General features: G+C 35.8%; 18 protein-coding genes. 2 read left to right on the top strand and 16 right to left on the bottom strand.

Annotated features, from left to right (window positions below; translation table 11 throughout):
- Window positions 1–32 precede the first annotated feature (32 nt).
- The gene (gene uvrA / locus NIL_RS02995; protein ID WP_187648143.1) at window positions 33–2,846 is read right to left on the bottom strand and encodes an excinuclease ABC subunit UvrA; all 2,814 of its coding nucleotides are present in this window, start codon (window positions 2,844–2,846) and stop codon (window positions 33–35) included.
- Between the two features lie 13 nt (window positions 2,847–2,859).
- Complete coding sequence (locus NIL_RS02990; RefSeq protein WP_197972125.1) at window positions 2,860–3,600, bottom strand: sulfite exporter TauE/SafE family protein; 741 nt, start codon at window positions 3,598–3,600, stop codon at window positions 2,860–2,862.
- A gap of 95 nt (window positions 3,601–3,695) precedes the next feature.
- On the opposite strand from NIL_RS02990, the gene NIL_RS02985 reads away from it, so the two are divergent.
- On the top strand, window positions 3,696–4,496 hold the full coding sequence (locus NIL_RS02985; protein ID WP_187648142.1) for a hypothetical protein: 801 nt from the start codon (window positions 3,696–3,698) through the stop codon (window positions 4,494–4,496).
- Between the two features lie 62 nt (window positions 4,497–4,558).
- Here NIL_RS02985 and NIL_RS02980 read toward each other — a convergent pair whose 3' ends face one another.
- The 11 genes from NIL_RS02980 to gltB all read right to left on the bottom strand — a co-directional run bounded on the left by NIL_RS02980 (window position 4,559) and on the right by gltB (window position 18,682).
- Window positions 4,559–4,813, bottom strand: coding sequence for a hypothetical protein (locus NIL_RS02980; protein WP_187648141.1), 255 nt, complete (start codon window positions 4,811–4,813; stop codon window positions 4,559–4,561).
- Window positions 4,814–5,454: 641 nt separating this feature from the next.
- Window positions 5,455–6,714: an IS110 family RNA-guided transposase gene (locus NIL_RS02975; protein WP_187647107.1), complete on the bottom strand. Its 1,260-nt coding sequence runs from the start codon at window positions 6,712–6,714 to the stop codon at window positions 5,455–5,457.
- A gap of 578 nt (window positions 6,715–7,292) precedes the next feature.
- A complete protein-coding gene (gene cas6, locus NIL_RS02970; RefSeq protein WP_187648140.1) occupies window positions 7,293–8,132 on the bottom strand; it encodes a CRISPR system precrRNA processing endoribonuclease RAMP protein Cas6 in 840 nt (279 codons plus the stop codon).
- Window positions 8,129–9,058, bottom strand: coding sequence for a tRNA dihydrouridine synthase DusB (gene dusB, locus NIL_RS02965; protein WP_187648139.1), 930 nt, complete (start codon window positions 9,056–9,058; stop codon window positions 8,129–8,131). Before dusB ends, cas6 begins: the two co-directional genes overlap by 4 nt.
- 98 nt (window positions 9,059–9,156) lie before the next feature.
- A complete protein-coding gene (locus tag NIL_RS02960; RefSeq protein WP_187648138.1) occupies window positions 9,157–10,167 on the bottom strand; it encodes a hypothetical protein in 1,011 nt (336 codons plus the stop codon).
- Window positions 10,168–10,226: 59 nt separating this feature from the next.
- Complete coding sequence (locus NIL_RS02955) at window positions 10,227–10,688, bottom strand: 23S rRNA (pseudouridine(1915)-N(3))-methyltransferase RlmH (RefSeq protein WP_197972124.1); 462 nt, start codon at window positions 10,686–10,688, stop codon at window positions 10,227–10,229.
- Window positions 10,689–10,697: 9 nt separating this feature from the next.
- The gene (locus NIL_RS02950) at window positions 10,698–11,291 is read right to left on the bottom strand and encodes a thiamine phosphate synthase (protein WP_246434461.1); all 594 of its coding nucleotides are present in this window, start codon (window positions 11,289–11,291) and stop codon (window positions 10,698–10,700) included.
- 2 nt (window positions 11,292–11,293) lie between these two features.
- A complete protein-coding gene (gene accD / locus NIL_RS02945) occupies window positions 11,294–12,157 on the bottom strand; it encodes an acetyl-CoA carboxylase, carboxyltransferase subunit beta (protein ID WP_187648137.1) in 864 nt (287 codons plus the stop codon).
- Window positions 12,158–12,160: 3 nt separating this feature from the next.
- Window positions 12,161–12,883 carry an inositol monophosphatase family protein gene (locus NIL_RS02940; RefSeq protein WP_197972123.1) on the bottom strand — a complete coding sequence of 241 codons (723 nt, stop codon included), beginning with the start codon at window positions 12,881–12,883 and terminating at the stop codon, window positions 12,161–12,163.
- Window positions 12,884–12,888: 5 nt separating this feature from the next.
- The gene (locus NIL_RS02935) at window positions 12,889–14,253 is read right to left on the bottom strand and encodes a glutamate synthase subunit beta (protein WP_187648136.1); all 1,365 of its coding nucleotides are present in this window, start codon (window positions 14,251–14,253) and stop codon (window positions 12,889–12,891) included.
- Between the two features lies 1 nt (window position 14,254).
- Window positions 14,255–18,682 carry a glutamate synthase large subunit gene (gene gltB / locus NIL_RS02930; protein ID WP_187648135.1) on the bottom strand — a complete coding sequence of 1,476 codons (4,428 nt, stop codon included), beginning with the start codon at window positions 18,680–18,682 and terminating at the stop codon, window positions 14,255–14,257.
- A gap of 171 nt (window positions 18,683–18,853) precedes the next feature.
- Between gltB and recO the strand changes: the two genes are divergently transcribed.
- Window positions 18,854–19,471, top strand: a complete 618-nt coding sequence (gene recO / locus NIL_RS02925) for a recombination protein RecO (RefSeq protein ID WP_187648134.1) — start codon at window positions 18,854–18,856, stop codon at window positions 19,469–19,471.
- Here recO and NIL_RS02920 read toward each other — a convergent pair.
- The 3 genes from NIL_RS02920 to NIL_RS02910 are packed head-to-tail and all read right to left on the bottom strand — an operon-like array spanning window position 19,468 to window position 21,598.
- Window positions 19,468–20,169 carry a hypothetical protein gene (locus NIL_RS02920; protein WP_187648133.1) on the bottom strand — a complete coding sequence of 234 codons (702 nt, stop codon included), beginning with the start codon at window positions 20,167–20,169 and terminating at the stop codon, window positions 19,468–19,470. The genes recO and NIL_RS02920 overlap by 4 nt on opposite strands.
- Before the next feature lie 9 nt (window positions 20,170–20,178).
- Window positions 20,179–20,442, bottom strand: a complete 264-nt coding sequence (locus tag NIL_RS02915; RefSeq protein WP_187648132.1) for an EscU/YscU/HrcU family type III secretion system export apparatus switch protein — start codon at window positions 20,440–20,442, stop codon at window positions 20,179–20,181.
- A 46-nt stretch (window positions 20,443–20,488) separates the two neighbouring features.
- Window positions 20,489–21,598: a flagellar hook-length control protein FliK gene (locus tag NIL_RS02910; RefSeq protein WP_187648131.1), complete on the bottom strand. Its 1,110-nt coding sequence runs from the start codon at window positions 21,596–21,598 to the stop codon at window positions 20,489–20,491.
- Window positions 21,599–21,903: the final 305 nt, after the last annotated feature.

The raw sequence follows: 21,903 nt of genomic DNA, 5'->3' as shown, positions 1-21,903 counted from the left end.
ATTTTTTTATTTTGACTAGCTATATTTTATAATTATACTTTAAACTCTTTAGCCAAAAATTTACCGGTAAAACTACCTAGTGTTTTATGATTTTTCGCTATATACTCTGGAGAGCCCTCGGCTATAATTTTTCCGCCCTTTTTACCGCCCTCCGGACCCATATCGATAATATAATCGGCATTTTTAATAACGTCGAGATTGTGTTCTATAACAATCACACTATTTCCTAACTCAACTAGATGGTGCAGTACTTTAGTTAACCTATCAACATCGGCAAAATGTAAGCCGGTTGTAGGCTCATCCAATATATATAGAGTATTACCGGTATCCTTTCGGCTAAGTTCTCGCGAAAGTTTAATCCTCTGTGCTTCACCTCCACTTAAAGTAACCGCATTTTGTCCAAGAGTTATATATCCAAGACCTACATCTTGTAAAGTTTTTAACTTTTGGTAGATTTTTGGGATATTTTTAAAAAACTCTATAGCTTCGTCCACGCTCATAGCTAGTACGTCTGCTATATTTTTACCTTTATACTCTATCTCTAGCGTTTGAGAATTATATCTTTTTCCTTTACAAGCATCACATTTTACCATTATATCCGGTAGAAAATGCATCTCTATCTTAATCTCCCCTTCCCCTTTACACTTTTCGCAGCGGCCTCCTTTGACGTTAAAACTAAAGCGTCCCGGAGAATATCCTCGTATCTGAGCCTCTTTTGTTTTTGCAAAAAGATTTCTTATCTCATCCATAACACCCGTATATGTTGCAGGATTGCTTCTTGGAGTTCTACCTATGGGACTTTGATCTAGATATATCACTTTATCTAGATTTCCCAACCCCTCAATCTCTACGCCCGCAACCTTTTTCACCTTTTTCGCTCTGTTTAAAATCTCTTTAGCTACGGGCAAAAGTGTCTGAAGTACTAAAGAACTTTTACCGCTACCGCTTACTCCCGTTACCGCCACAAAATTTCTAAGAGGAATTTTTACGTTTAAATTTTTTATATTGTTAACATTTACGTTTTTTATCTCTATCCACTCATTTTGTTCTCTATAAAACTTATACTCTATCTTTTTTTTGCCGGTAAGATACTGCGCCGTCAAAGTATCACTTTTTTTTAGCTCCTCCAAAGTTCCGCTAAAAACTACCTCTCCGCCAAATCTCCCTGCACCCGGCCCTATATCTACTATAAAATCAGCACTCTCTATAGTCTCTTTGTCATGTTCGACTACTATAACCGTATTTCCCTTTTTTTGTAGATTTTTCAAAGTTCTTATAAGCTTTTGCGTATCTCTTTCATGCAAACCTATACTCGGTTCGTCCAATACGTACATAACGCCCGTTAGTCCGCTACCTATCTGAGAAGCGATTCTGATTCTTTGCGCTTCTCCGCCGCTTATTGTTCTTGCGTCTCTTCCCAAACTAAGATATCCAAGACCTACATCAACCAAAAAAAAGAGTCTCTCTCTTATCTCTTTTAGTACAGGAGCGGCTATAACTTTTTGCTGTTTTGTCAAATACTCAAAATGTCGCTCCTCGTTAAAAAACTTATAACACTCGTCAATCGACATATCCAAGATATCCGCTATCGTTTTCCCAGCAACCCTAACTGCCAAGCTCTCAGGCTTTAGTCTATATCCTTTACACTTATCGCACACTTTTTCGCTCATATACTCGTTAAGTTCTTTTTCCTCTTTAAACATATCGTAAGCTATTTTAACTACTCCGGGCCAAATTCTCATAATATTGTGGGTTTTCCACTTAAACCTAACCTCTTCGGCGCTTCCATATAAAATAGCCTTTTTTTCATATTCCTCCAACTCCTCGAAAGTTTTTGTGGTATCGATACCCACAACTTCGCAAAAAGCCTTTAAAAACGTAAAATAGTAGCTTCTGTTGTATCCGTAAAGTATCTTAACGGCTCCTTTTTCGATAGGCAAAGATTCGTCTATGATTTTGGCAAGATCAAGAGTATATCTAATACCCAATCCGTCACAAACGGGACAAGCTCCTTTTGGGGAGTTAAAGGAAAAACTAAGAGGCTCAAGCGGTTCAAAACTAACCTTACAGTCAAAACATGCTAGGTGTTCGCTGTAATGGATATGCTCTTTTTCAAGGTTTAGATCTTTATAGTTTATGATCTGCAGTTCAACTTCGCCATAAGACTCTTTTAACGCTTTCTCAACGTCTGCGGCTATTCTACTTCTATTGTCATCTTTTACCACTACTCTATCTATAACGGCCTTTATGGTATGTTTTTTTGTTTTTGAGAGCTCGATATCTTCATCGAGTCTTACCATAACGCCGTCTATCATAGCTCTAACATAGCCTTTGTGTCTTAAACTTTCTATAAGTTCAGAAAAACTTCCCTTTTTTTCTCTTACAAGAGGAGCCATAATAACCAGTTTTGCTCCTTCCGGGAGTTTTAAAACCTCGTTTATAATATCCTCGGCGCTCATATGAGATATGGGCTTACCGCAAAGATGGCAGTGTTGAAGCCCTACTCTTGCGTATAAAAGTCTTAGATAATCATAAATCTCCGTAATAGTCCCTACGGTACTTCTAGGATTTTTACTAGTCGTTTTTTGTTCTATCGCTATAGCGGGCGTAAGTCCCTCTATCTTATCTACGTCGGGCTTTTCCAAACGCTCCAAAAACTGTCTAGCGTATGAAGATAACGACTCTATATATCTTCTTTGCCCTTCGGCGTAAAGAGTTTCAAAAGCAAGCGTACTCTTTCCGCTTCCGGAAAGTCCGGTAAATACTATCAGTCTGTTTTTAGGCAGTTTAAGATGAATATCTTTTAAGTTATTCTCTCTAGCTCCAAAAATCTCTATAAAATCCATACTACTCCTCTTTTTACCCGTTAAAAAATATCTCTTTAATAATCAAAACAAAAACGACAAAGTAAAGCACTAAAAGAAGATTTTTAAATCTTTTTCCATCTATTTTATGTGCCGTTTTTATACCAAAAAATACGCCTATAAGTGAAGAAACGCCCACTATAAAACCTGAAACATAATCGATATGCCCAAAAATCGACAAACTTAAAAAACCGGACAAAGAAGAAAAGATTACGAAAAAAAGTCCCATAGAAACGGCTTTTTTCAGTTCAAAATGAAAGAGTCCCACAAGTATAGGAGTAACTAAAATCGAACCCCCTACGCCTATAGAGATAGCGAACAATCCTATAAACATTCCCACAAAAAAAAGTAAGGTTTGCGGTAATTTTTTCTCTTGAGTATTTTCAACACTCTTTTTAAAAAATCTATAAAAAGCAAAAATCAAAAAAGATAAAAAAAGATACTCTAAAATCTTCGAATCAACCAACGTCAAAAAATAACCGCTACCAAACGCGCCTAAAAATCCGCCAAGTCCTAAGAAAAACCCCTCATTAAATCTAAAAATATTTTTTTTATAATTTAGATACGTTCCAAAAAGAGAAGAAAAAACCATTTGCATAACCGATATCCCGACGGCTTCTTTGATATCTATACCTAAAGCCATTAAGAGAGGAACCAGTATCATTCCTCCGCCAATACCAAAAAAACCCGATAAAAAACCTACAAATACGCCAACCAAAGAGAGCTCTATGACCACTTTATCCCTTTTTTGAAACGGATTATACAAAAAAAGAGAGTATTAATAAAATTTTTTTTATAATTAATGTAATCTAACAAAAACGGAGAGTCAGTTTGAGATATTTAACTATTTTTATCTTTACAGTAACGATATACGCTTCAAATATTTTAAACGTCAATATAAAAGAGTTAAAAAATAAAAATAGCATAGAGGTACTGTTCCATTTTGACACTCCTTACAACGGCTCTATAGTTCAAAAAGTAGATAAAGAAAAAATCATCATCATCTTAAAAGACGCCAAGATTCGTAAAACATGGCTTAAAAAAATCGACACTCCCTTCGTCTATCAAATAGAGCTTGTTCCAAAAGAGAGAGATAGCGAACTTATCATCTATACCGTAGAAAAAGCGGCGGTGCTTGCCGCCAAAACAAGCGACGGTTTCGGCCTCAAACTGATGATAAAAAAACTTTCACCAACTACAAAGACAAAAAAGGAAAAAAAGAAAGATTCCGATATTTTTTTGCTGATAGTAGGCGGAGTTTTCAGCGCCGCTCTTTTTATCTTGATCGTATTTATGTTTAGCGCCAAAAAAACACCTAAAATCAAAAAAAAGAGAATAAACGTAGAAAATCCCAAAGAGAAAGAACTCAATATAAGATTTGAAAAATCGCTTGACGAACACAATAAACTAGCGCTTATATCTTTTAGAGGCGTAAACTATCTTGTTATCATCGGAAGCACAAATATCTTGCTAGGCAAATATAAACAAAGCGATATAGAAAACGAAGAGGATTTTAACAAGCTAGTAGAGGAGAGTCAAAGCCATATAGAAAATATTTTTTCACAAAAAACCGATAACGAACCTCTTAACGAATTTGATCTCTATAAAGAAAAGGCTAGCAAGGAGTTTTAAAACACTTACCTCATATAAAACTTATCAAATCTGCTTTTAAACTATCATCAGGGAAGATCTCTTTAAAACAGACTTTTAAATGAGGTAGATATATAAAAAGCATACCCCGTAATTGCAACGATCACTACCGTAACATTATCAAGGTTTATATCGGCACAATAGAGCAAAACTATAACTACTATAGATAGAAAGAGAGAAACAACAAAGACACTAACCTGCGTAAATATAAAATCTAACGTTTTTTCTATCACTTTTAACATATTTTGATTGTAACAAAAATGTAAAAATAGACAAAACTTTTGACCATTATTTTTCATAAATAAAAACTTAAGGCAAATGTGCCTAAAGAGATTAAGAAAATAACATCGAGTCCAAATCCCCTCAAAGTGAGATAACCGAAAATCTTCGCTTGCTTTGCTCGCTCGATTTTCTTCTAGGTACACCAGCCTTTCGTATGCTCATCACGAAAATCCTAGATTTTCAAACTCGCATATACTCAAGGCTTTCGCTCGGGCACAAACGATAAGCAGTTATCGTTCTAAAGCTTCGCTTTACCCTCGCTCACTTCTAATCGGGTCTTAGTTGTAACCTCTAAGTAATAAGGAGAAAAAATGGATAAAGTATACATTGTGGGGTCTCAATCCCCTTCTAATCGGGTCTTAGTTGTAACATATGTGCCAATCTGATATGTCGATGAAAGAAATTGCTAGTCTCAATCCCCTTCTAATCGGGTCTTAGTTGTAACATTAAACGCCGATATACCACATGATGATGAACTCGAACAACTAGTCTCAATCCCCTTCAAATCGGGTCTTAGTTGTAACTTAGATATTGTACAAGATTTATGTCTTTGGCTTGAAAGACAGTCTCAATCCCCTTCAAATCGGGTCTTAGTTGTAACAAATAAAAAAAGGAGTCAACTATAAACAAACCCTTTCAAAAATAGATAAGAGAGGTGTTACGCAGTTACACCTTTCATAGCCAATTCCTCGTGAAATGGCATTTTGTTCTTTAACAGCGTAAATAGCAGACGAAGCAATTTGTTGCCCACAGCGACAACAGCTTGTTTGAAGGTTTTGCCTTCTTGACGTTTCTTTTCATAATAGGCTTTGTATTTGGGAAGGCATCGAATCACTCCTATCGCCATCTGCCAAAGGGTTCTTCGAAGCGAGGCGTGTCCCCTTTTGGAGATATGTCCTTTGCTATCAATGGAGCTACCACTTTGACGGATGGCTGGGTCAAACCCAATAAAGGCACAAAGCTGTTTGACTGAAGCGAAACGCTTGATAGAGCCAATTTCAGCAACAAAGTTTGTAGCCGTAGTAGTCCCAATACCAGGGATGGAAGTGAGGGTGTGGATATCATCATCGAGCCTTTCTTCCTTCACGGCTTCTTCGATGGCTTTTTCGAGAGTTTCAATCTCAGATTGGACATGCTCCAATCTTCTGATTTTTGATTGGAGTACTGTTTCTAGATGGGGATTGTTGATGCCTATAGAGTTTTTAGCCAAAGCAAGAATCTCTTTGGCTGAGAGTCTAACTTTGTTGCCACTGGCTTTGTCTAAAATACGCTGAATCTTCTTCTCCTTCAAGTTCCTAACGCGTTTGCGTGAAGGAGCTTGCAGGAGCAGATGCAAGATGCTCCGGGTAAAGATATTGGTGTTCTTTGAAAGTTCTGGAAAGAGCTGATCGACCAAGGCTTTGATGTCTGTTTTGAGTTTGGCTACCTCTTTACTGAGAGCTTCACGCTCTCTTAGAAGAGGTCGGATACTTCTTAAAGCGTCCAGATTTGCAGGCTTCAACGAAGCATGGTGCATCGAGGCAAACCGGGCGATGGCCAAAGCGTCCTTGCGGTCGGTCTTGCTCTTTCTCAGTGTAGAGGATTGGATGTGGTGTTTGAGCAGTGTGGGATTGATCACACTGCATGTAAACCCTTGTTCTAGCAAAAAAGCGAGCAAGGGAAGATGGTAGATGCCGGTTGATTCCATCACGATAAACAGAGAGTCTTTGGGCAAAGGAGTAAGATGCTTCATAAGTGCATCGAGCCCCTCTTTGTCCATTGTGAATCTATCGTGATGGAGTTTGCCACTTTTTCCATCTAACAGTGTGGTATCGAAACTGCTTTTGGAGATATCGATTCCAAGAAACCAACGCATTCCAATCCTCCTTTCAAATGAAAAAAATATAAGCTCAACAGATAAGCAGGCGCCTGCTTTCATCCTGTCTCCATCGTGACAGGGGCTTAGCGCCCAATCAACCTATTGGGATTGTAAGCAGGTGACAAACTCCTTTGAGATTTGCCCTCCTTCCATGGGCAGTGATCTATATAAAATGGGGTCTTACCTGCTTATCTCTTGAGCTATTTTAGCAATTTTATTAGTAGGAGTTTAAGATGAAAAGAAAAATAAAAAAAGTCTCAATCCCCTTCAAATCGGGTCTTAGTTGTAACATTGTAAAAATATGTGGTATTGATAGTTTTGGGCAACAAGGGTCTCAATCCCCTTCAAATCGGGTCTTAGTTGTAACTGAATGGATGGATGAAAAAAATGGATATTTAAATTTTATGTCTCAATCCCCTTCAAATCGGGTCTTAGTTGTAACAGCAACATTTTGCTTTCAAATACCCATAAAATCGAGATTCTAGTTTAACAGCAGTTTTCTTAAAGTTTGCTTTATAACCCATTTTTAGCCTCTCTTAAGAAGATAGTTCCCCATAAAATCGACACTTTAAGTTTTGTTTAATGCTTAAATGAAACTTTAATGAAAACTGTGTTTATGTTATCTTTTATATTATATTTTACTTAGTTTCAGCGACCATATCTGTCACTTTAATTTTTCCAAGACCAAATACGGTCTGCTTTCCAATGCCTATGATTTCAGCTAGTTTTAAAAGTTCAAAACTCTCTTTATCGATCTCTTTTATCTCCATTTCGCCTATGATACCGCCTAGATTCATTTTAGTTTTTTGTCTATTTGAGTATCTTTGAAGTTCCAAAAACTTTATATCGCTACTTCCAACTACTCCTTTTGGCTCAAAAGGGAGCTTTTGAGGCTTCAAACCCAATATAGTTAAATAGCGATTATAGATAGACTGGATCAGATGCCGCAAAGATGGGGTTTGAGTCAATAGTCTATTTTCATATTTTATACGAAGTGGAGTAATAAACGATAGACAGATATCTTTACTAAAAGTTTCACAGCTAAAAAGAGCCGATTCAATCTTCTTCTGTAAAAACTCTCCATTTTCAAAAATCAAAGTATCATTACAAACAATCCTCTCCAAAGGAAGTTTTTCTCTCTTTTTTCCAAATCCCGTATCGTAAAACATCTTATGAACGGCGCTTAATATATAAGGGTATCTATCACAGCTTTTTTCAAAAAGATAGATAGAAAAATCGATCTTTTGAGGATCAATTTCGATATCTAGTCTAAATCTGTGTATATGATTTTTCTTCTCGAAAAAATCAAAATAGATACAATCATCCTTAGCAAAACAGCCGCCGCATTCGTAAGAGGGATTTATACAAACTATCTTTTTTAAAGATACGCCAAAACAGCCTCTAACCATTGAACCTATAAACCTTGGAGGTCTTGTTGCGCTTCTTTTAGAGGTAACCGCTATCTTTATATATCTCATGAAAAAAATCTCTCTATCTCTTCTCTCATCTCTTTTGGATCGGTAATTCTGTTTATCTTGTCTCTAAAGCTAGCGGCGCCTTTATACCCTTTTGAATATGTGTGAAGATGTTTTCTAAACATTACGGCGCCGTAATCTCCGTAAAACTCTATCATTTGATCAAAGTGTTCGAGTATTATCTCTTTTTTTATACTTTCGCTCACATCCGCTTTAGTGTTTTTTAACTGATAAAATATCCAAGGATTACCTACGGCGCCTCTGCCTATCATTACGCCGTCGCATTTTGTTATACTTAAAACATACTCCGCTTTGTCGAAACTGTCTATATCGCCGTTTGCGATAACCGGAATCTTTACGGACTCTTTAGCTCTAGCGATAGCCTCGTAATCCACCTCGCTTTTAAAAAAACCGCTTCTGGTTCTGCCGTGAACGGTTATAAAATCCGCCCCTGCACTTTCGCAAGTCTTGGCTATATCTTCGGGTATCTTTTCGCTAAATCCCAGCCTCACTTTTACGCTCATATACTCTTTTTTGCTATACTTTTTTATAGTTTCAACAATCTCGCCAAGTTTTTTCATATCTTTTAAAAGAGCGCTTCCCGCACCATTTTTAACAACTTTAGGAACCGGACAACCCGCATTTAGATCGATGATATCTATGCCGTCGATTTCGTTTAGTTTCAGTACCGCCTCTTTGACGATCTCTTTGTCGTTTCCGGCTATCTGAACGGCATAAGGAGTTTCTAGCGGTGATTTTTCAAGCATTTTAAAGGTTTTTTTTGAGTCATAAACCAAGGCGTTAGAGCTTATCATCTCGCTTACGGTTAGGTCTGCTCCAAACTTTTTAACAACACTCCTAAACGGAAGATCCGTAAATCCGGCTAAAGGCGCTAAAACATACAAAGGTTTATCAAAATCTAGACTCATTATTATCCTCTGATTTTTTTGAGGGTATTTTAAAATATTTTTAAGCTAAAAGCAAATTTGAAGCAAAGATTTTAGAAGCTAAAAAAAGCCTCTAAAACCTATACAAAAAGTTCTAGCGGATAGTTTCTACCACACTCTTTAAGTTCTAAAAAGGCTTTAAAGTTCAAAAATTCGTTCTCTTCGCTGTTTTCTAACTCGTCTTTTGCTCTATCTATCATCTCAAGATCCAATAAAGTATAAATAAATCCTACCTCCGCTTTTTCATCACTGTTTTTTAGGAGTTCGAAAAGTTTAAGTCTCTCATCCGGAAGATAAAGCTCTTTTACCTTTTTAGCAAGTTCGATATAATCATTCGCACTCATAGTTATTTGAGACTCTTGCAATATGTAGATAATATCCGTAATATTTAATTCAAGATTTCTTTCTTCATCTTTAGCGATTTCAAAAAGTTCGTAAAGCGTATCTTTGTCGAAAATTTTCGCATAATCTTTAATCTTGGATATTTCGGCAAAAGTTATAAAAACTTTTAAAGCCTTTCTGCACATATCTATACCGAACTCGTTACATTTTCTTAGTATCACGCCGCTATAGGTAGGTTCCTCCGCCATTCTGTTCTCAAGGTTTTTTTGATAAATGGGATTGGTTGGTGAAAAAGTCAACTCTTTTATCTCAACGTATTCTCCTCTTTCAATATCTTTTACGTACTGTGCGGCCTTTTTTAAAATATCCTCTTTGCAGTCAAAATTATACTCGTTTAAAAAGATATTTGCTCTATCGGTTACGGCCCCTAGATTTCTAAACTCTTGCGTTTTATAGTAGTTTTGTTTCGGCTCTCTTAATATTGCGTTAAAAACGGACTTAACAATTGTTTCATAATCTTTTTTATACTTTTTACCTTTTAAATAACCTTTAAAAGAGTAGTAAGCCATATGGAAAAGCGAAGCAAAATACAACAAAAACATCGGCAAAACAATCCAAGCGGCTATCGGCAATGTTACTGGGATTCCGAAAATTTCAAAAGTGTATTTGGCTTCTATTTGAGAATAGATAAAAAGCCCTATGGCACCTATCAGCAAAAAAGAGAAAAAAGTATATCTTTTTAGATGCATGTTAACTCCTATATTAAAAAATATTTATCTTTTTATAACTTTACCATAACTTTATTAAATTATTTATGATATGGATGTAAGTTTATTATAGTAAAAGCTCTGTAAATCTGTTCCAAAAGAACAAGTTTAGCTATTTTATGGCTAAAAGTAAGTCTACTAAGACTTATACTTTTATCGCACATTTTTAAAAACTCCTCCTCAAAACCGTATGCACCACCTATGAAAAAGTTGATCTTAGGAGAATTTTTCATCATTTTTGCAAACTCAATGCTATCAAGCTCTACTCCTAGAGGATCCAAAGCGATGTTGTAGCCGTTTTTCAAAAAAGGTTCTAAAGCTTCCGTATAACTTTTTTTAGCCTCTTTTTCGGTTTTACTTTGTGCTTGGTTTATCTTTTTGTTAAAGATTGTATGAAGTTCTATGGAGGCGTATTTTTTGCTCATTTTCAAAAACTCTTTACTTATACTTTCATAACATTTGTCATCTTTTTTTGAAATCATATATATATCTATTTTATGCAAGGAAAACCTTTAACTAAAAGTAAGCCATTTTTTAAAAAGATCTGAGCCGATCACCTTAAAAGTGGCTGAGCTAATATTGTCATATACTCTAACTCCTCCTATCACAGCTACCGGATGTCTGGAGATTTTTACCAATTCCTTCACCCTATCGCCTAGAATATTTTCTACTTGTTTAGTACCGCTGTGTCTATATGCGCCAAGTCCTATATAATCCAAATCCAAAATATTTGCCTCTTTTATCTCTTCCTCATTATGAGTAGAAAGACCTATAACTTTTTTACCCACAATCTTTCTTAGCGCCTTTACGGCTTCATATCTGCTTCTAAAACCAAAACTTTCTAAAAAACTTAAAAAATCTTCTTGTCCCAAATGTATCCCGTCAGCAAACTGTGCTAACTCTATATGGTCATTGACAATCAAAGTCTTAGACCAAATCTTTTTTAAAAGTTTTAAGTTCTCTCTCTTTTGCTCTATATCAGATTTTTTATCTCTGTATTGAATCCACTCAACATCGTAAAAATGTGCAATTTTTACGTACTCTTCCAAAGAGATTTCAAAATAGTCCAAAAGCTCTTTGTCGCAAAGTCCGTAAATTTTTGTCAAAGTTATAATTCTCCGGTTTTTGTTTTAGCGTCCATAAAATATTTTAAAAGATCAGCTATCGTTCTTTTCATATCGTTTCTATCTACGATCATATCTATAAGACCGTGTTCTAGTAAAAACTCTGACCTTTGAAAACCTTCCGGTAAATCTGCGCCAATCGTCTGTTTTATAACTCTTTGTCCCGCAAAACCTATCAAAGCTCCAGGTTCAGCCATAATGATATCTCCAAGCATCGCGAAAGATGCGCTTACTCCACCCATGGTAGGATCCGTCAACACGGAAATAAAGGGAAGTTTTTCATTGTCCAACCTAGCAAGTGCCGCACTGGTTTTACTCATCTGCATAAGGCTAAAAGTACTCTCTTGCATCCTAGCTCCCCCGCTAGCGCTAACTATAACTAGAGGGTTTCTTCTCTCTATGGCTCTATTTACCGCTCTTACTATCTTTTCGCCTTCAACGGAACCTAAGCTTCCTCCCATAAAAGCAAAATCAAAAACTACAAGTTCCGTTTCAACTCCCTCAATCTTGCAAGTTCCGCTTATTGTAGAGCTGTTTCTATCTGTTTTCTTTTTATTCTCTTCTATTCTTTTTTTATAGCTTTTCTTATCTACAAACTTTAAACGATCCATAGGTTCAAGATTTGCATCATGTTCTACAAAAGTTCCTTCATCACATAAGATCTCGATTCTCTCAACGGCCCCTATTCTAAAATGGTAACCGCATTTAGGGCAAACATGTTTTCTGTTTATTACCTCTTTATAATACATCAAAGCGTTACACTCTGGACATTTTATCCAGTGACTAGGCTGTTCGGCCTTGGTAGGCTGAGACTTTCTAATCTTTTCAAAGAAACTGCTAAATTTCACCTCTCATCCTTTAAAAAGTATTCCTTTTATCTTATCAAATAACTCTACATTTTTACTAACTAAAATATAATCTTTATTATAAAACAGATTTAAATCTTCACACTGATGAAGACCGGCTGCTATATCATACTCTCTTATCTTCCCTGCAAACAAAACAAACTCTACATTATGGGCATAAGCTAAAGAAAGAGCTACGGCTCCAGGAGTTCTAAACTTGATATTGGCTTCTTTGAAATATTTAACCAATTCAGGATTGGCGTACGCTTTTTCAAATAGCCCTATTTTTCCTCTTTTTACAATCCTAACATCTTTTAAACCTTCATAAAGCAAGGAGCCTTTTTTATAAAAATTTTCACTTTTTATAAAAAAATCTCCGTTAGCAAAATTAACTATAAATGAAAACAAGGTTTTTTCATCTTTTTTTAAAGCTATAGAAGAACCATAATAAGGAAAACCAGAAAAAAGATTGTCGCTTCCGTCAATTGGGTCGAGGATGATTTCATTTTCACCCTCTCCCACAATTCCACTCTCTTCAGATACAATTTTGCCATATTTTTTTAGATAGTCACAAAATATCTTCTCAGCATAAAGATCTATTTTTAAGCTTCTATCTCCTCCGGCTCCGATAGTGGTGTATTCAAGATATGAATCACTTAAACCGTTTTGTATAAGAGTATATATCTTTTTGCTAGCCTCTTTGCAATCTTTAAAAAATTTTTCTATCAATTTTTCTACTCTAAAATCTTTTTGATTATCGCTTTAGCTGCTTCACGGCCATCATACGCGGCCGTAACTACTAAATCCGCCCCTCTATAACAATCGCCGCCGGCAAACACTCCGGGCTTTGTAGTTTCATAATTTTCATCTACGATAATCGCTCCCCATTCATTAGTCTCTATTCCGTTTTTTGATAGAAACTCCAAAGGAGTGTTTGAAAATCCAAGAGCAAAAATAACAACATCCGCATCCAATCTAAATTCACTTCCTTTTATCTCTTCCAGTTTTTTGCCGCTAACAATAGTTTTAACCATTTTAAGGCCTATAACCCTACCCTCTTCATTAGTTAAAACCTCTTTTGGAGCCACGTTAAAGATAAACTCTCCGCCCTCTTCTACGGCATTTTGATACTCTTTTCTACTTCCTGGCATACTCTTTACGTCTCTTCTATATGCACAGATAACCTTTTTAGCCCCTTCTCTTATGGAAGTTCTGACACAGTCCATAGCCGTGTCACCACCACCCACAACAACAACAGTTTTATCTTTTACATTTATAGAGGTATCGTAATCGTCACCGAAAAGCTTTCTTTGTATATTTACCAAAAATTTCATTGCCGGCATAGCGCCTTTTGCGTTTTCACCGGCTATTCCCGGCATTCTAGATTTTTTAGCACCTATACCTATAAAAACCGCATCATAATTTTCTAAAAGATAATCAAAAGTGATATCTTTTCCTACCTCAGTATTTAGATAGAGCTTCATCCCCGCTTCTATCATCCAATCTATTCTTCTTTGAATTACTCTTTTATCAAGTTTAAAACCAGGGATTCCATACGTTAAAAGTCCGCCTGCACGATCCTCTTTTTCATATACATGAGGCTCTATACCCGCTCTCAACAAAAACGTAGCGGCGGAAAGCCCGGCAGGTCCCGAACCTATAATAGCAACTTTTTTATCTGTAGTGATTCCAGGAAACTCCGGCCTTAAACCACGTTTGAAACCCTCTTCGCTTATATATGTCTCAACAGGTCCTATAGTAACGGCTCCGTAACCTTCATTTAACGTACAGTGACCTTCGCAAAGTCTATCATGCGGGCAGATTCTTCCCATAACTTCAGGAAACGGTGAAGAGTCGTTAGAAAGTTTAAAAGCCAACTCCAAATCACCCTCTGCTACCGCTTTTAACCAGTGAGGTATAAAGTTGTGCAAAGGACATCTATTGTGACAGTAGGGATCTCCGCACTGAACACATCTCTCAGACTGTAACGAGGCCTCGTTAGGATTGTAAACTTCGTAAATTTCGCTGAAATCTTTTATTCTTTCGTTTATTGCTCTCTTTTTCGGATCAACTCTTTCAGTAAAAATAAAACTCTGCATATTATTCCCCTTCCTCAAGGTTTAGAGGTACTTTCGTCAACTCTTTAGGTCGTACCATCCAGAAATTTCTAAGTTCCATTCTAAAATTATCAAGTATTTTTCTAGCCTTTTCGCTCTTAGTCTCGGCATAGTATATTTTTAAAAGTCTTTTTAGATAGTGCCTTGCTTCATCGAACTCGTCAGTATCTATTCTTCTTGCTTCTATAAGTTCTTGATTTATTTTTTCCACAAACTCATGCTCTATATCGTAAACAAAAGCTAATCCTCCAGTCATACCTGCACCAAAATTGATTCCGGTTTTTCCAAGAACTACAACTATTCCTCCCGTCATATATTCGCAGGCGTGATCACCAGTTCCTTCGACGACGGCTAAAGCCCCTGAGTTTCTTACGGCAAATCTCTCTCCTACGCTTCCAGCTACGAAAAGTTTCCCTCCCGTAGCTCCATATAGACAGGTATTTCCGGCTAATGAGAAATTTTCCCTATGTTTTTTACCGGTTATCACTATTTTTCCGCCGTTCATACCTTTTCCGACATAATCGTTAGCAGCGCCAGTTAAGTGAATCGTTACGCCGTTTATTAAGAAGGCTCCCAAAGATTGTCCCGCTACACCTTCAAGTTCAATCTTTATAGCATCTTCTTTAAGTCCGGCATCACCGTAATATTTAGCAATCTCGCCGCTAATCCTAGCACCAAAACTTCTGTTGATATTTTCGATTTTCTTTCTTACTCTAACATTTACCTCAGGATTTTCGATAGCAGGATAAACCTCTTTTAGTATCTCTTTTTCATATTCGTTTTTGTCAAAAGGCTCGTTTGCCTTAACTTGGCAAGTTTCAGGACCCTCAAGCCTTTGCAATACCGAGCTAAAGTCAAATTTTTTGGCAAACTCATTATCCACAACTTTTAAAAGATCGCTTCTGCCGATAATCTCATCTAAACTTCTATACCCTAAAGAGGCCAAAATCTCTCTAACGTCTTCAGCCAATAGAGTAAAATAGTTGATTAGTCTATCTACGGTTCCCACATAATGGTCTCTTAAAAATTTATGCTGAGTCGCTATACCTACCGTACATCTGTTTAGATGGCATACTCTAAGTATTTTACATCCTAGTATTGTCAGTACACCGGTTCCAAAAGCGTAACTTTCGGCTCCTAAAAGGGCGGCTTTGACTATATCGAGACCTGTTTTTAATCCTCCATCCGTTTGAAGATGCACAAAACCTCTTAAATGGTTGGCTTTTAGCGCGTTATGCGCTTCAGCTAGTCCTAGTTCCCAAGGATTGCCCGCAAATTTTATCGAGCTAAGAGGAGCCGCACCCGTTCCGCCTTCACCTCCAGAGATGATGATCTTATCCGCGTAAGCTTTTGCCACGCCTGTAGCTATCGTACCAACACCTGCCGTTGAGACGAGTTTAACCGCTATTTGGGCGTCTGGATTTATCTGTTTTAGATCAAAAATCAACTGTGCCAAATCCTCGATAGAATAAATATCGTGATGAGGCGGAGGAGATATGAGAGTTACTCCCGGGATTGTATGTCTAAGTTTTGCGATAAGCTCCGTTACCTTGTGTCCGGGAAGCTGACCACCCTCACCCGGTTTTGCACCTTGCGCAATTTTTATCTGAATCTCTTCGGCACTTCTAAGATAAGCGGGAGTCACGCCAAATCTACCTGAAGCTATCTGTTTGATTTTGGAGTTTTTTATGGTTCCAAATCTTGCCGGGTCTTCACCTCCCTCGCCTGAGTTGCTTTGACCGCCGATTTTGTTCATGGCTTCCGCTATACATTCGTGAGCTTCGGGACTGATAGAACCAAGACTCATAGCCGCGCTTGCAAATCTTTTAAAAATATTTTGAACAGGTTCAACCTCATCAATACTTATAGGTTTTCTATCGCTGTTAAACTCTAAAAAATCTCTAATCATCTTAAAACCGCGTCCATCAACCATACTCTTTAACTTTTTAAAATCCTCTTTGTCTCCGGTTATGGAAGCGGTATGGATCTGATTGACGGTATTTGGCGAAAAGTCATGATACTCGGTCTTATCGATATATTTATAAAAGCCTCCGAGTTCTAGCGGGAAAATCCTCCTAGTCAAATCTATCTCGTATGCTTTTTTATGATAAGTTTCAAGTCTCTCTTCGATATCTTCATACGTCAATCCGCTTAGATGACAGTATGAACCTTTAAAACACTCTTCAACGATACTCTCATGAAGTCCGATAACATCAAAAAGCGCGCTACTTCTATAAGAGGCTATCGTACTGATACCCATTTTGGACATAATTTTGAGTAAACCGCCGTTTAAAGCTTTATATACGTTTTTAAACTCGTTTCTTATCTCATAAGCGCTTAAATCTTTTTTCTTTTTCAAATTCTCATAAACGGTAGCAAACAAAAGATACGGATAAACCGCCGCCGCGCCGTATCCTATCATAACCGCAGCCGAATGCGAATCATATACTTCTCCCGTTACGGCTATGATAGAAACTAAATGTCTGATTTTTTCTTCAAGAAGTGTTTGGTTTATTTTGCCTATAGCCATAGCCATAGGGATAGTCTTTTTGAACTGATCAAGTTCTCTATCATCTAAAATAACTATTCTTATTCCTTCCTTTTTAACGGCTTCGACAACTTCATCGGCGAGCTTGTTTAACGATTTTTTCAAATCTTTTTCAAAAGCGGTAGAAAAACTTTTTACTTTATAATTTGGCTTAAATCTAGGATGTTTTTCATCGCCGTAAGAGATAAGTACGTCTAGTTTCTCTTTGATCAATATAGGTGAAACGGACTTTAATCTTTCGGCATGGCTAGGACTCTCGTCTAAGATATTATGAATCTCACCAAAACCGGTATTGAGACTCATAACTATTTTTTCTCTTATAGGATCTATCGGCGGGTTTGTTACTTGAGCAAATTTTTGCTTAAAAAAGTCGGTAAAGCTTCTTTGGTATTTACTAAAAGCAGCCAATGGCGTATCGTCACCCATAGAGCCTACCGCCTCTTTACCGTCTTTTATCATAGGCTCTATAACTTGTTCTATGACTTCATGCGTTATATTGTAAAATCTCTGTTTATGAACAATATCTTCTATCTTATAATCTTCAAGATTTCCGAAAGGATTATCCACATGCTCTTGAAGATATACCATATTTTCGTTTAACCATTTGCCGTATGGGTTTGAATTTTTTAAAAACTCGTTTATATCCTCGTTTTTAAGAATCTTTCCATATTTCATATCTAAAGCGATCATCTCACCGCTTTGGAGTCTGCCTCTTTCTAAAATATTCTCTTCCGGAATCTGCAAAATACCAAATTCACTAGCTATAATCAGTCTTTCATCATTAGTAACTATATATTTGGCGGGTCTAAGTCCGTTTCTATCTAGAACACATCCTATATATCTCCCGTCCGTCATACTAATCGCGGCAGGTCCGTCCCAAGCCTCAAAACAGGTACTAGTATATTCATAATAAGCCCTAAGACTCGCATCCATATGAGGGGCGTTTTGCCAAGGCGCTGGAACCAAAGCTCTCGCCGCTTTGAAAAAATCCATACCGTTTACTATTAAAAATTCAAAGAAATTATCCAAACTTTTGCTATCGCTCGCCCCCTCTTCCATAACCGGTAAAATCTTTTTCATCTCTTCGTCGCTGAAAACTTCACTTTTTACGGCTTCACATTTAGCCAAAACGTTAAATCTATTTGCGGTTATAGAGTTGATCTCACCGTTATGCGCAATTGCTCTAAAGGGCTGAGCAAGTCTCCATTCAGGAAGTGTGTTTGTAGAAAATCTTTGGTGAAAAAGTGCGAAACTAGCTTCAAAATCCTCATCTTCGAGATCTGGATAAAACTTTTTAATATATGTAGGCATAACCAGCCCTTTATAGGCTATCACTCTGTTTGAAAACGTAGGAATATAAAAATCTTTATCATCTTTTAAAATATTTTCGATCTCTCTTCTGGTCAAATAAAGTAAAGCCTCAAATCTCTTGGTTGCCATTAAAGAATCAGGCGCTACAAAAATCTGAACTATTTTTGGAAGGGTTTTTAAAGCTAAGTCGCCTAAAGCGCTTTTATCTACCGGAACTTCTCTTATAAATAAAACTTTAAGGTCGTTTGCTTCGCACACCTCTTCAAAAACTCTTAGATTATCTTCATTTTTATAAAAAACCATAGCTACTGCATATTTTTCCGGAAGCGCTACACCGGCTTCTGCAACTTTTTTTTCTAAAAATTTTTTAGGAAGAGAAAAGAGAAGTCCGCTACCATCGCCGCTTTTTCCGTCAGCTGCGATAGCGCCTCTGTGCATCATTCTTTCCAATGACTTTATCGCATCCAAAACATTTTTGTGGCTCGGCCTGTTGTACAAATCGGCAAGTAGTCCGAATCCACAGTTGTCTTTGTAACTTCTTAGAATATCCATCAATCTACCCCTTCATTTAAGTAGTCGTTTAAACTAACTTTAAACTCTATTTTTGTATATAGAAAAATTATAATATTTTACTTCATTTTTAGTTAATAAACTCTTATAAAAATATATTTTGGATTTTTTAAAAAGATGTGTGAAATTTCGTAAATAACTTCAAGGTAGTAAATGCAAGGCTTTATCCTAAAAATAACAAGGGCCAAAAACGAAGATCTCATAGTTAATATCTTAACGAAAAAACATTTATATACTCTTTACAGATTTTACGGTGCAAGGCACAGTATATTGAATCTAGGATATAAAATAGATTTTGAGATAGAGTACTCTACAAAAGCTTATCTTCCTAGACTTAGAAATATTACTCACTTAGGATATAGCTGGCTTTTTGAAAGTCAAAGAGTCATTCTTTGGCAGCAGTTTATCCAAAGATTTTTTGAACATCTAAAAGATTTATACGAATTAGACGAGTTTTATTTTGATATTTTAAACAAAAGTGCCACGATATGGGGAGAACAAAATCCAAAAAGAGTAGCTATAGAAAAATATACAACCATTTTAAAAAAAGAGGGAAGATTACATAGAGATTTAAACTGTTTTATATGCCAACAAAAAATAGAAAAAAATCTTTCGTTAACAAGGGGATTTTTACCTTCCCATTCTGAATGTATTCACTCCGATATATTGCCACGAAAAGGAATCGAGTATCTTTTCGATGAAAACTCCACCCTTTTTTTAGAAGATATATATGTTGATAAACTTTGGAATATCATAATGCAGGGATTTTAATTGTTTTCTAGTTCATCAACGTCCAAGTCCGTACCTGCTAGTCTTCTTCCTCCCGATTCAACTTTTTGCAATATTTTAGTCTCTGAAATAGGATCCTCTTTTACGATATACAGTTCCGAAAAGATATGTATAGGATGAAAAACAAAATCTAAAAGTTCAAACCCTTCGCCTCTATATCTGATATAATCGGTAGTTACGGTATCGCAAAGCAGATCGTATATATCTTCCCGCATAATCTCATATTTATCCATGAAAGAGCAGTCTAGGTAGCCTAACTCTAAAAGATTTGCCTCAATATTCTCTTCATCTATATCGCTATCAAAATCCCATAACGCTTCTCCTTGAAAAGTTCTTACAAAAAAAATCTCTCCAACATTGGCATTTAACATATTTTGTAAATTCTCATCCAATTTCCGATTTTTTAACGTTATCTCATCTAGTGATAGCTCTTTCTCTTTGCCGTTTGATATTTTAAGTTTACAAGTTTCTGGATCTACTCCACGAATCTCGGTATGCATCTCATATACGTCGGCTTCGCCCGACTCTACAAAATCGTTTACTATCTCAAAAAGTTCTATTATCTCCTCCCTATCTTCCAAGTTATATGTAGATATATCAATACCTTCAATATTAAGTCTCGTAACGTTATAGATTTTAACGATCTTAGCTTCACCCGTTATACTTAAATGAAAACCCATTTTAATCTCCTATAATTTCTCTTTGCTTTTATAGATATATATTAATATCTTTGCAACTGCTTTATAAAGCTCCGGCGGTATCTCCTTATCAATCTCCAATTTTGAAAGAATCTGAACAAGTTCAGGGTCTTCTTTGATAGGAATATTATGCTCTTTTGCAAACTCCAAAATATTTTGAGCGACAACTCCTTTACCCTTGGCTATGACTTTAGGCGCACTATCTATTTCACGATTATATTTTAGAGCAACGGCCTCTTTTTTTAAATTATCCATTTGATACTCTTTCACTATACACTCTCAACTCTCAAGTACCAACCCATTATACCTTAATATCGACTATTGACTTAAAATTAAGAAGTTTTTCCAAATCATTATCATCTTTTTTAGATGAAAAATTTATAAAAATATTCAAAAAGCCCTCATCACTCAACTCAGATTTCAAAAGTTCGATATTTTTTTTGATCTGATTTTTTAGCCTCGGATTTTCTATAAAAAAATCTATTTTTAAATCTTTTTTGTACAGGAAAACTGCCGTATCTATAAAACCCAAATCTTGGAAATCTAAAGTGATTTTACATAAATAGTGATCTTTTTCTTCATTCTTTTTAATAGCGATATTTCCGTCTTTTAAGGAATCCCAAAAAATAGGTAAAAAGGTATAAAAACTTTCCGTTATCTTTGATAAAAGCTGAAAAGTCTCTATCTGATTTAAAACGGTATGAATATCTTCTTTTATTTTCTCATCTTTAACATCTTGCAATATATCATACAAAATAGATTTTAAATCACTCTGTATTGTTTTAGAATCTATTTTTTTTTCAGCAAATTTTTTTAACTTTGTTTCAAACAATACCCCGCTATTTTTTATAATCTCTTCCAAATTTTTATGATTTAATTCTTTTATATCTTTAAATATCAAACTGATTCTATTTAAGTTGTTTGTTGATATCTCTTCACTATTTTTTAAAACTGAAAACAGCTCTTTTATTTTGTTGTTTATACTATTTAACTCTTCTAACAATCCCTTATCAACCAATGATTTTAAAACCAATTCTCTATTTTGGCTATTTTCTATGATTTTAAATATCACATCTTTATTATCTTTAATATCCAATTTCTTTATTGACTCTTCTATATATTGAAGATTTTTACTAGATTTAGACTGTTCTATAAGTTGAAGTTTTAGCTTTTTATCCGTAGTGGAGCTATCCATAACTCTAAGAAGAAGCGTAGTATCTTTTTGAAGAGGAATTTCCGTTTTAATAGCTACATGTTGGTCTTTAATACGAGCTATAATAGCCCCGTTTGGCAAAACATCTATTACTTCAGCTTTGATAGTCTCTCCAGTTTTGAAACTAATTGATTTGCCAAGAGGTTTAGTTAAAAAAAGAAATTCGAACGGTTCGGTATACGGCTTGAAGTGAATCATAATTTATTATAACAAAATAACTGTTGAGAAAGAAAAAATTTATTATCAAATATAATAATGTCAAGAAAAGTTCGCAATTTTACTTCCCAGAAATATTGAGACGACTTTTGATCTTCTCCTGATTTCCTTGTTCATTCTCAAGTATATTGGTAGTGTACACTATCTTTACGAAAACCTCCTCATTTGTGTAATAACGATAATTCTTTTATTTAGGTTTATCAAAGTTTTAATTAATTCTTGAATAAAATTGATAGTGTACACTAAAGTTCGCAATTTCACTTGAAGACTCTTTTTTAGATTTTGAA

It is taken from the genome of Nitrosophilus labii (assembly GCF_014466985.1).
Classification (GTDB): domain Bacteria; phylum Campylobacterota; class Campylobacteria; order Campylobacterales; family Nitratiruptoraceae; genus Nitrosophilus_A; species Nitrosophilus_A labii.
Note: the sequence above shows the minus strand (reverse complement) of the source record. Positions and strands in the feature narration are given on the sequence as shown.

Bases quoted from the DNA above. Each gene is read 5' to 3' on its own strand.
- NIL_RS02935 (WP_187648136.1), bottom strand. From the start codon at position 14,253: ATGCAGAGTTTTATTTTTACTGAAAGAGTTGATCCGAAAAAGAGAGCA.
- NIL_RS02915 (WP_187648132.1), bottom strand. From the start codon at position 20,442: ATGGATAATTTAAAAAAAGAGGCCGTTGCTCTAAAATATAATCGTGAA.
- NIL_RS02910 (WP_187648131.1), bottom strand. From the start codon at position 21,598: ATGATTCACTTCAAGCCGTATACCGAACCGTTCGAATTTCTTTTTTTA.
- recO (WP_187648134.1), top strand. From the start codon at position 18,854: ATGCAAGGCTTTATCCTAAAAATAACAAGGGCCAAAAACGAAGATCTC.
- gltB (WP_187648135.1), bottom strand. From the start codon at position 18,682: ATGGATATTCTAAGAAGTTACAAAGACAACTGTGGATTCGGACTACTT.
- uvrA (WP_187648143.1), bottom strand. From the start codon at position 2,846: ATGGATTTTATAGAGATTTTTGGAGCTAGAGAGAATAACTTAAAAGAT.
- NIL_RS02920 (WP_187648133.1), bottom strand. From the start codon at position 20,169: ATGGGTTTTCATTTAAGTATAACGGGTGAAGCTAAGATCGTTAAAATC.
- NIL_RS02975 (WP_187647107.1), bottom strand. From the start codon at position 6,714: ATGAAAGCAGGCGCCTGCTTATCTGTTGAGCTTATATTTTTTTCATTT.
- dusB (WP_187648139.1), bottom strand. From the start codon at position 9,058: ATGAGTCTAGATTTTGATAAACCTTTGTATGTTTTAGCGCCTTTAGCC.
- cas6 (WP_187648140.1), bottom strand. From the start codon at position 8,132: ATGAGATATATAAAGATAGCGGTTACCTCTAAAAGAAGCGCAACAAGA.
- NIL_RS02980 (WP_187648141.1), bottom strand. From the start codon at position 4,813: ATGAAAAATAATGGTCAAAAGTTTTGTCTATTTTTACATTTTTGTTAC.
- NIL_RS02960 (WP_187648138.1), bottom strand. From the start codon at position 10,167: ATGCATCTAAAAAGATATACTTTTTTCTCTTTTTTGCTGATAGGTGCC.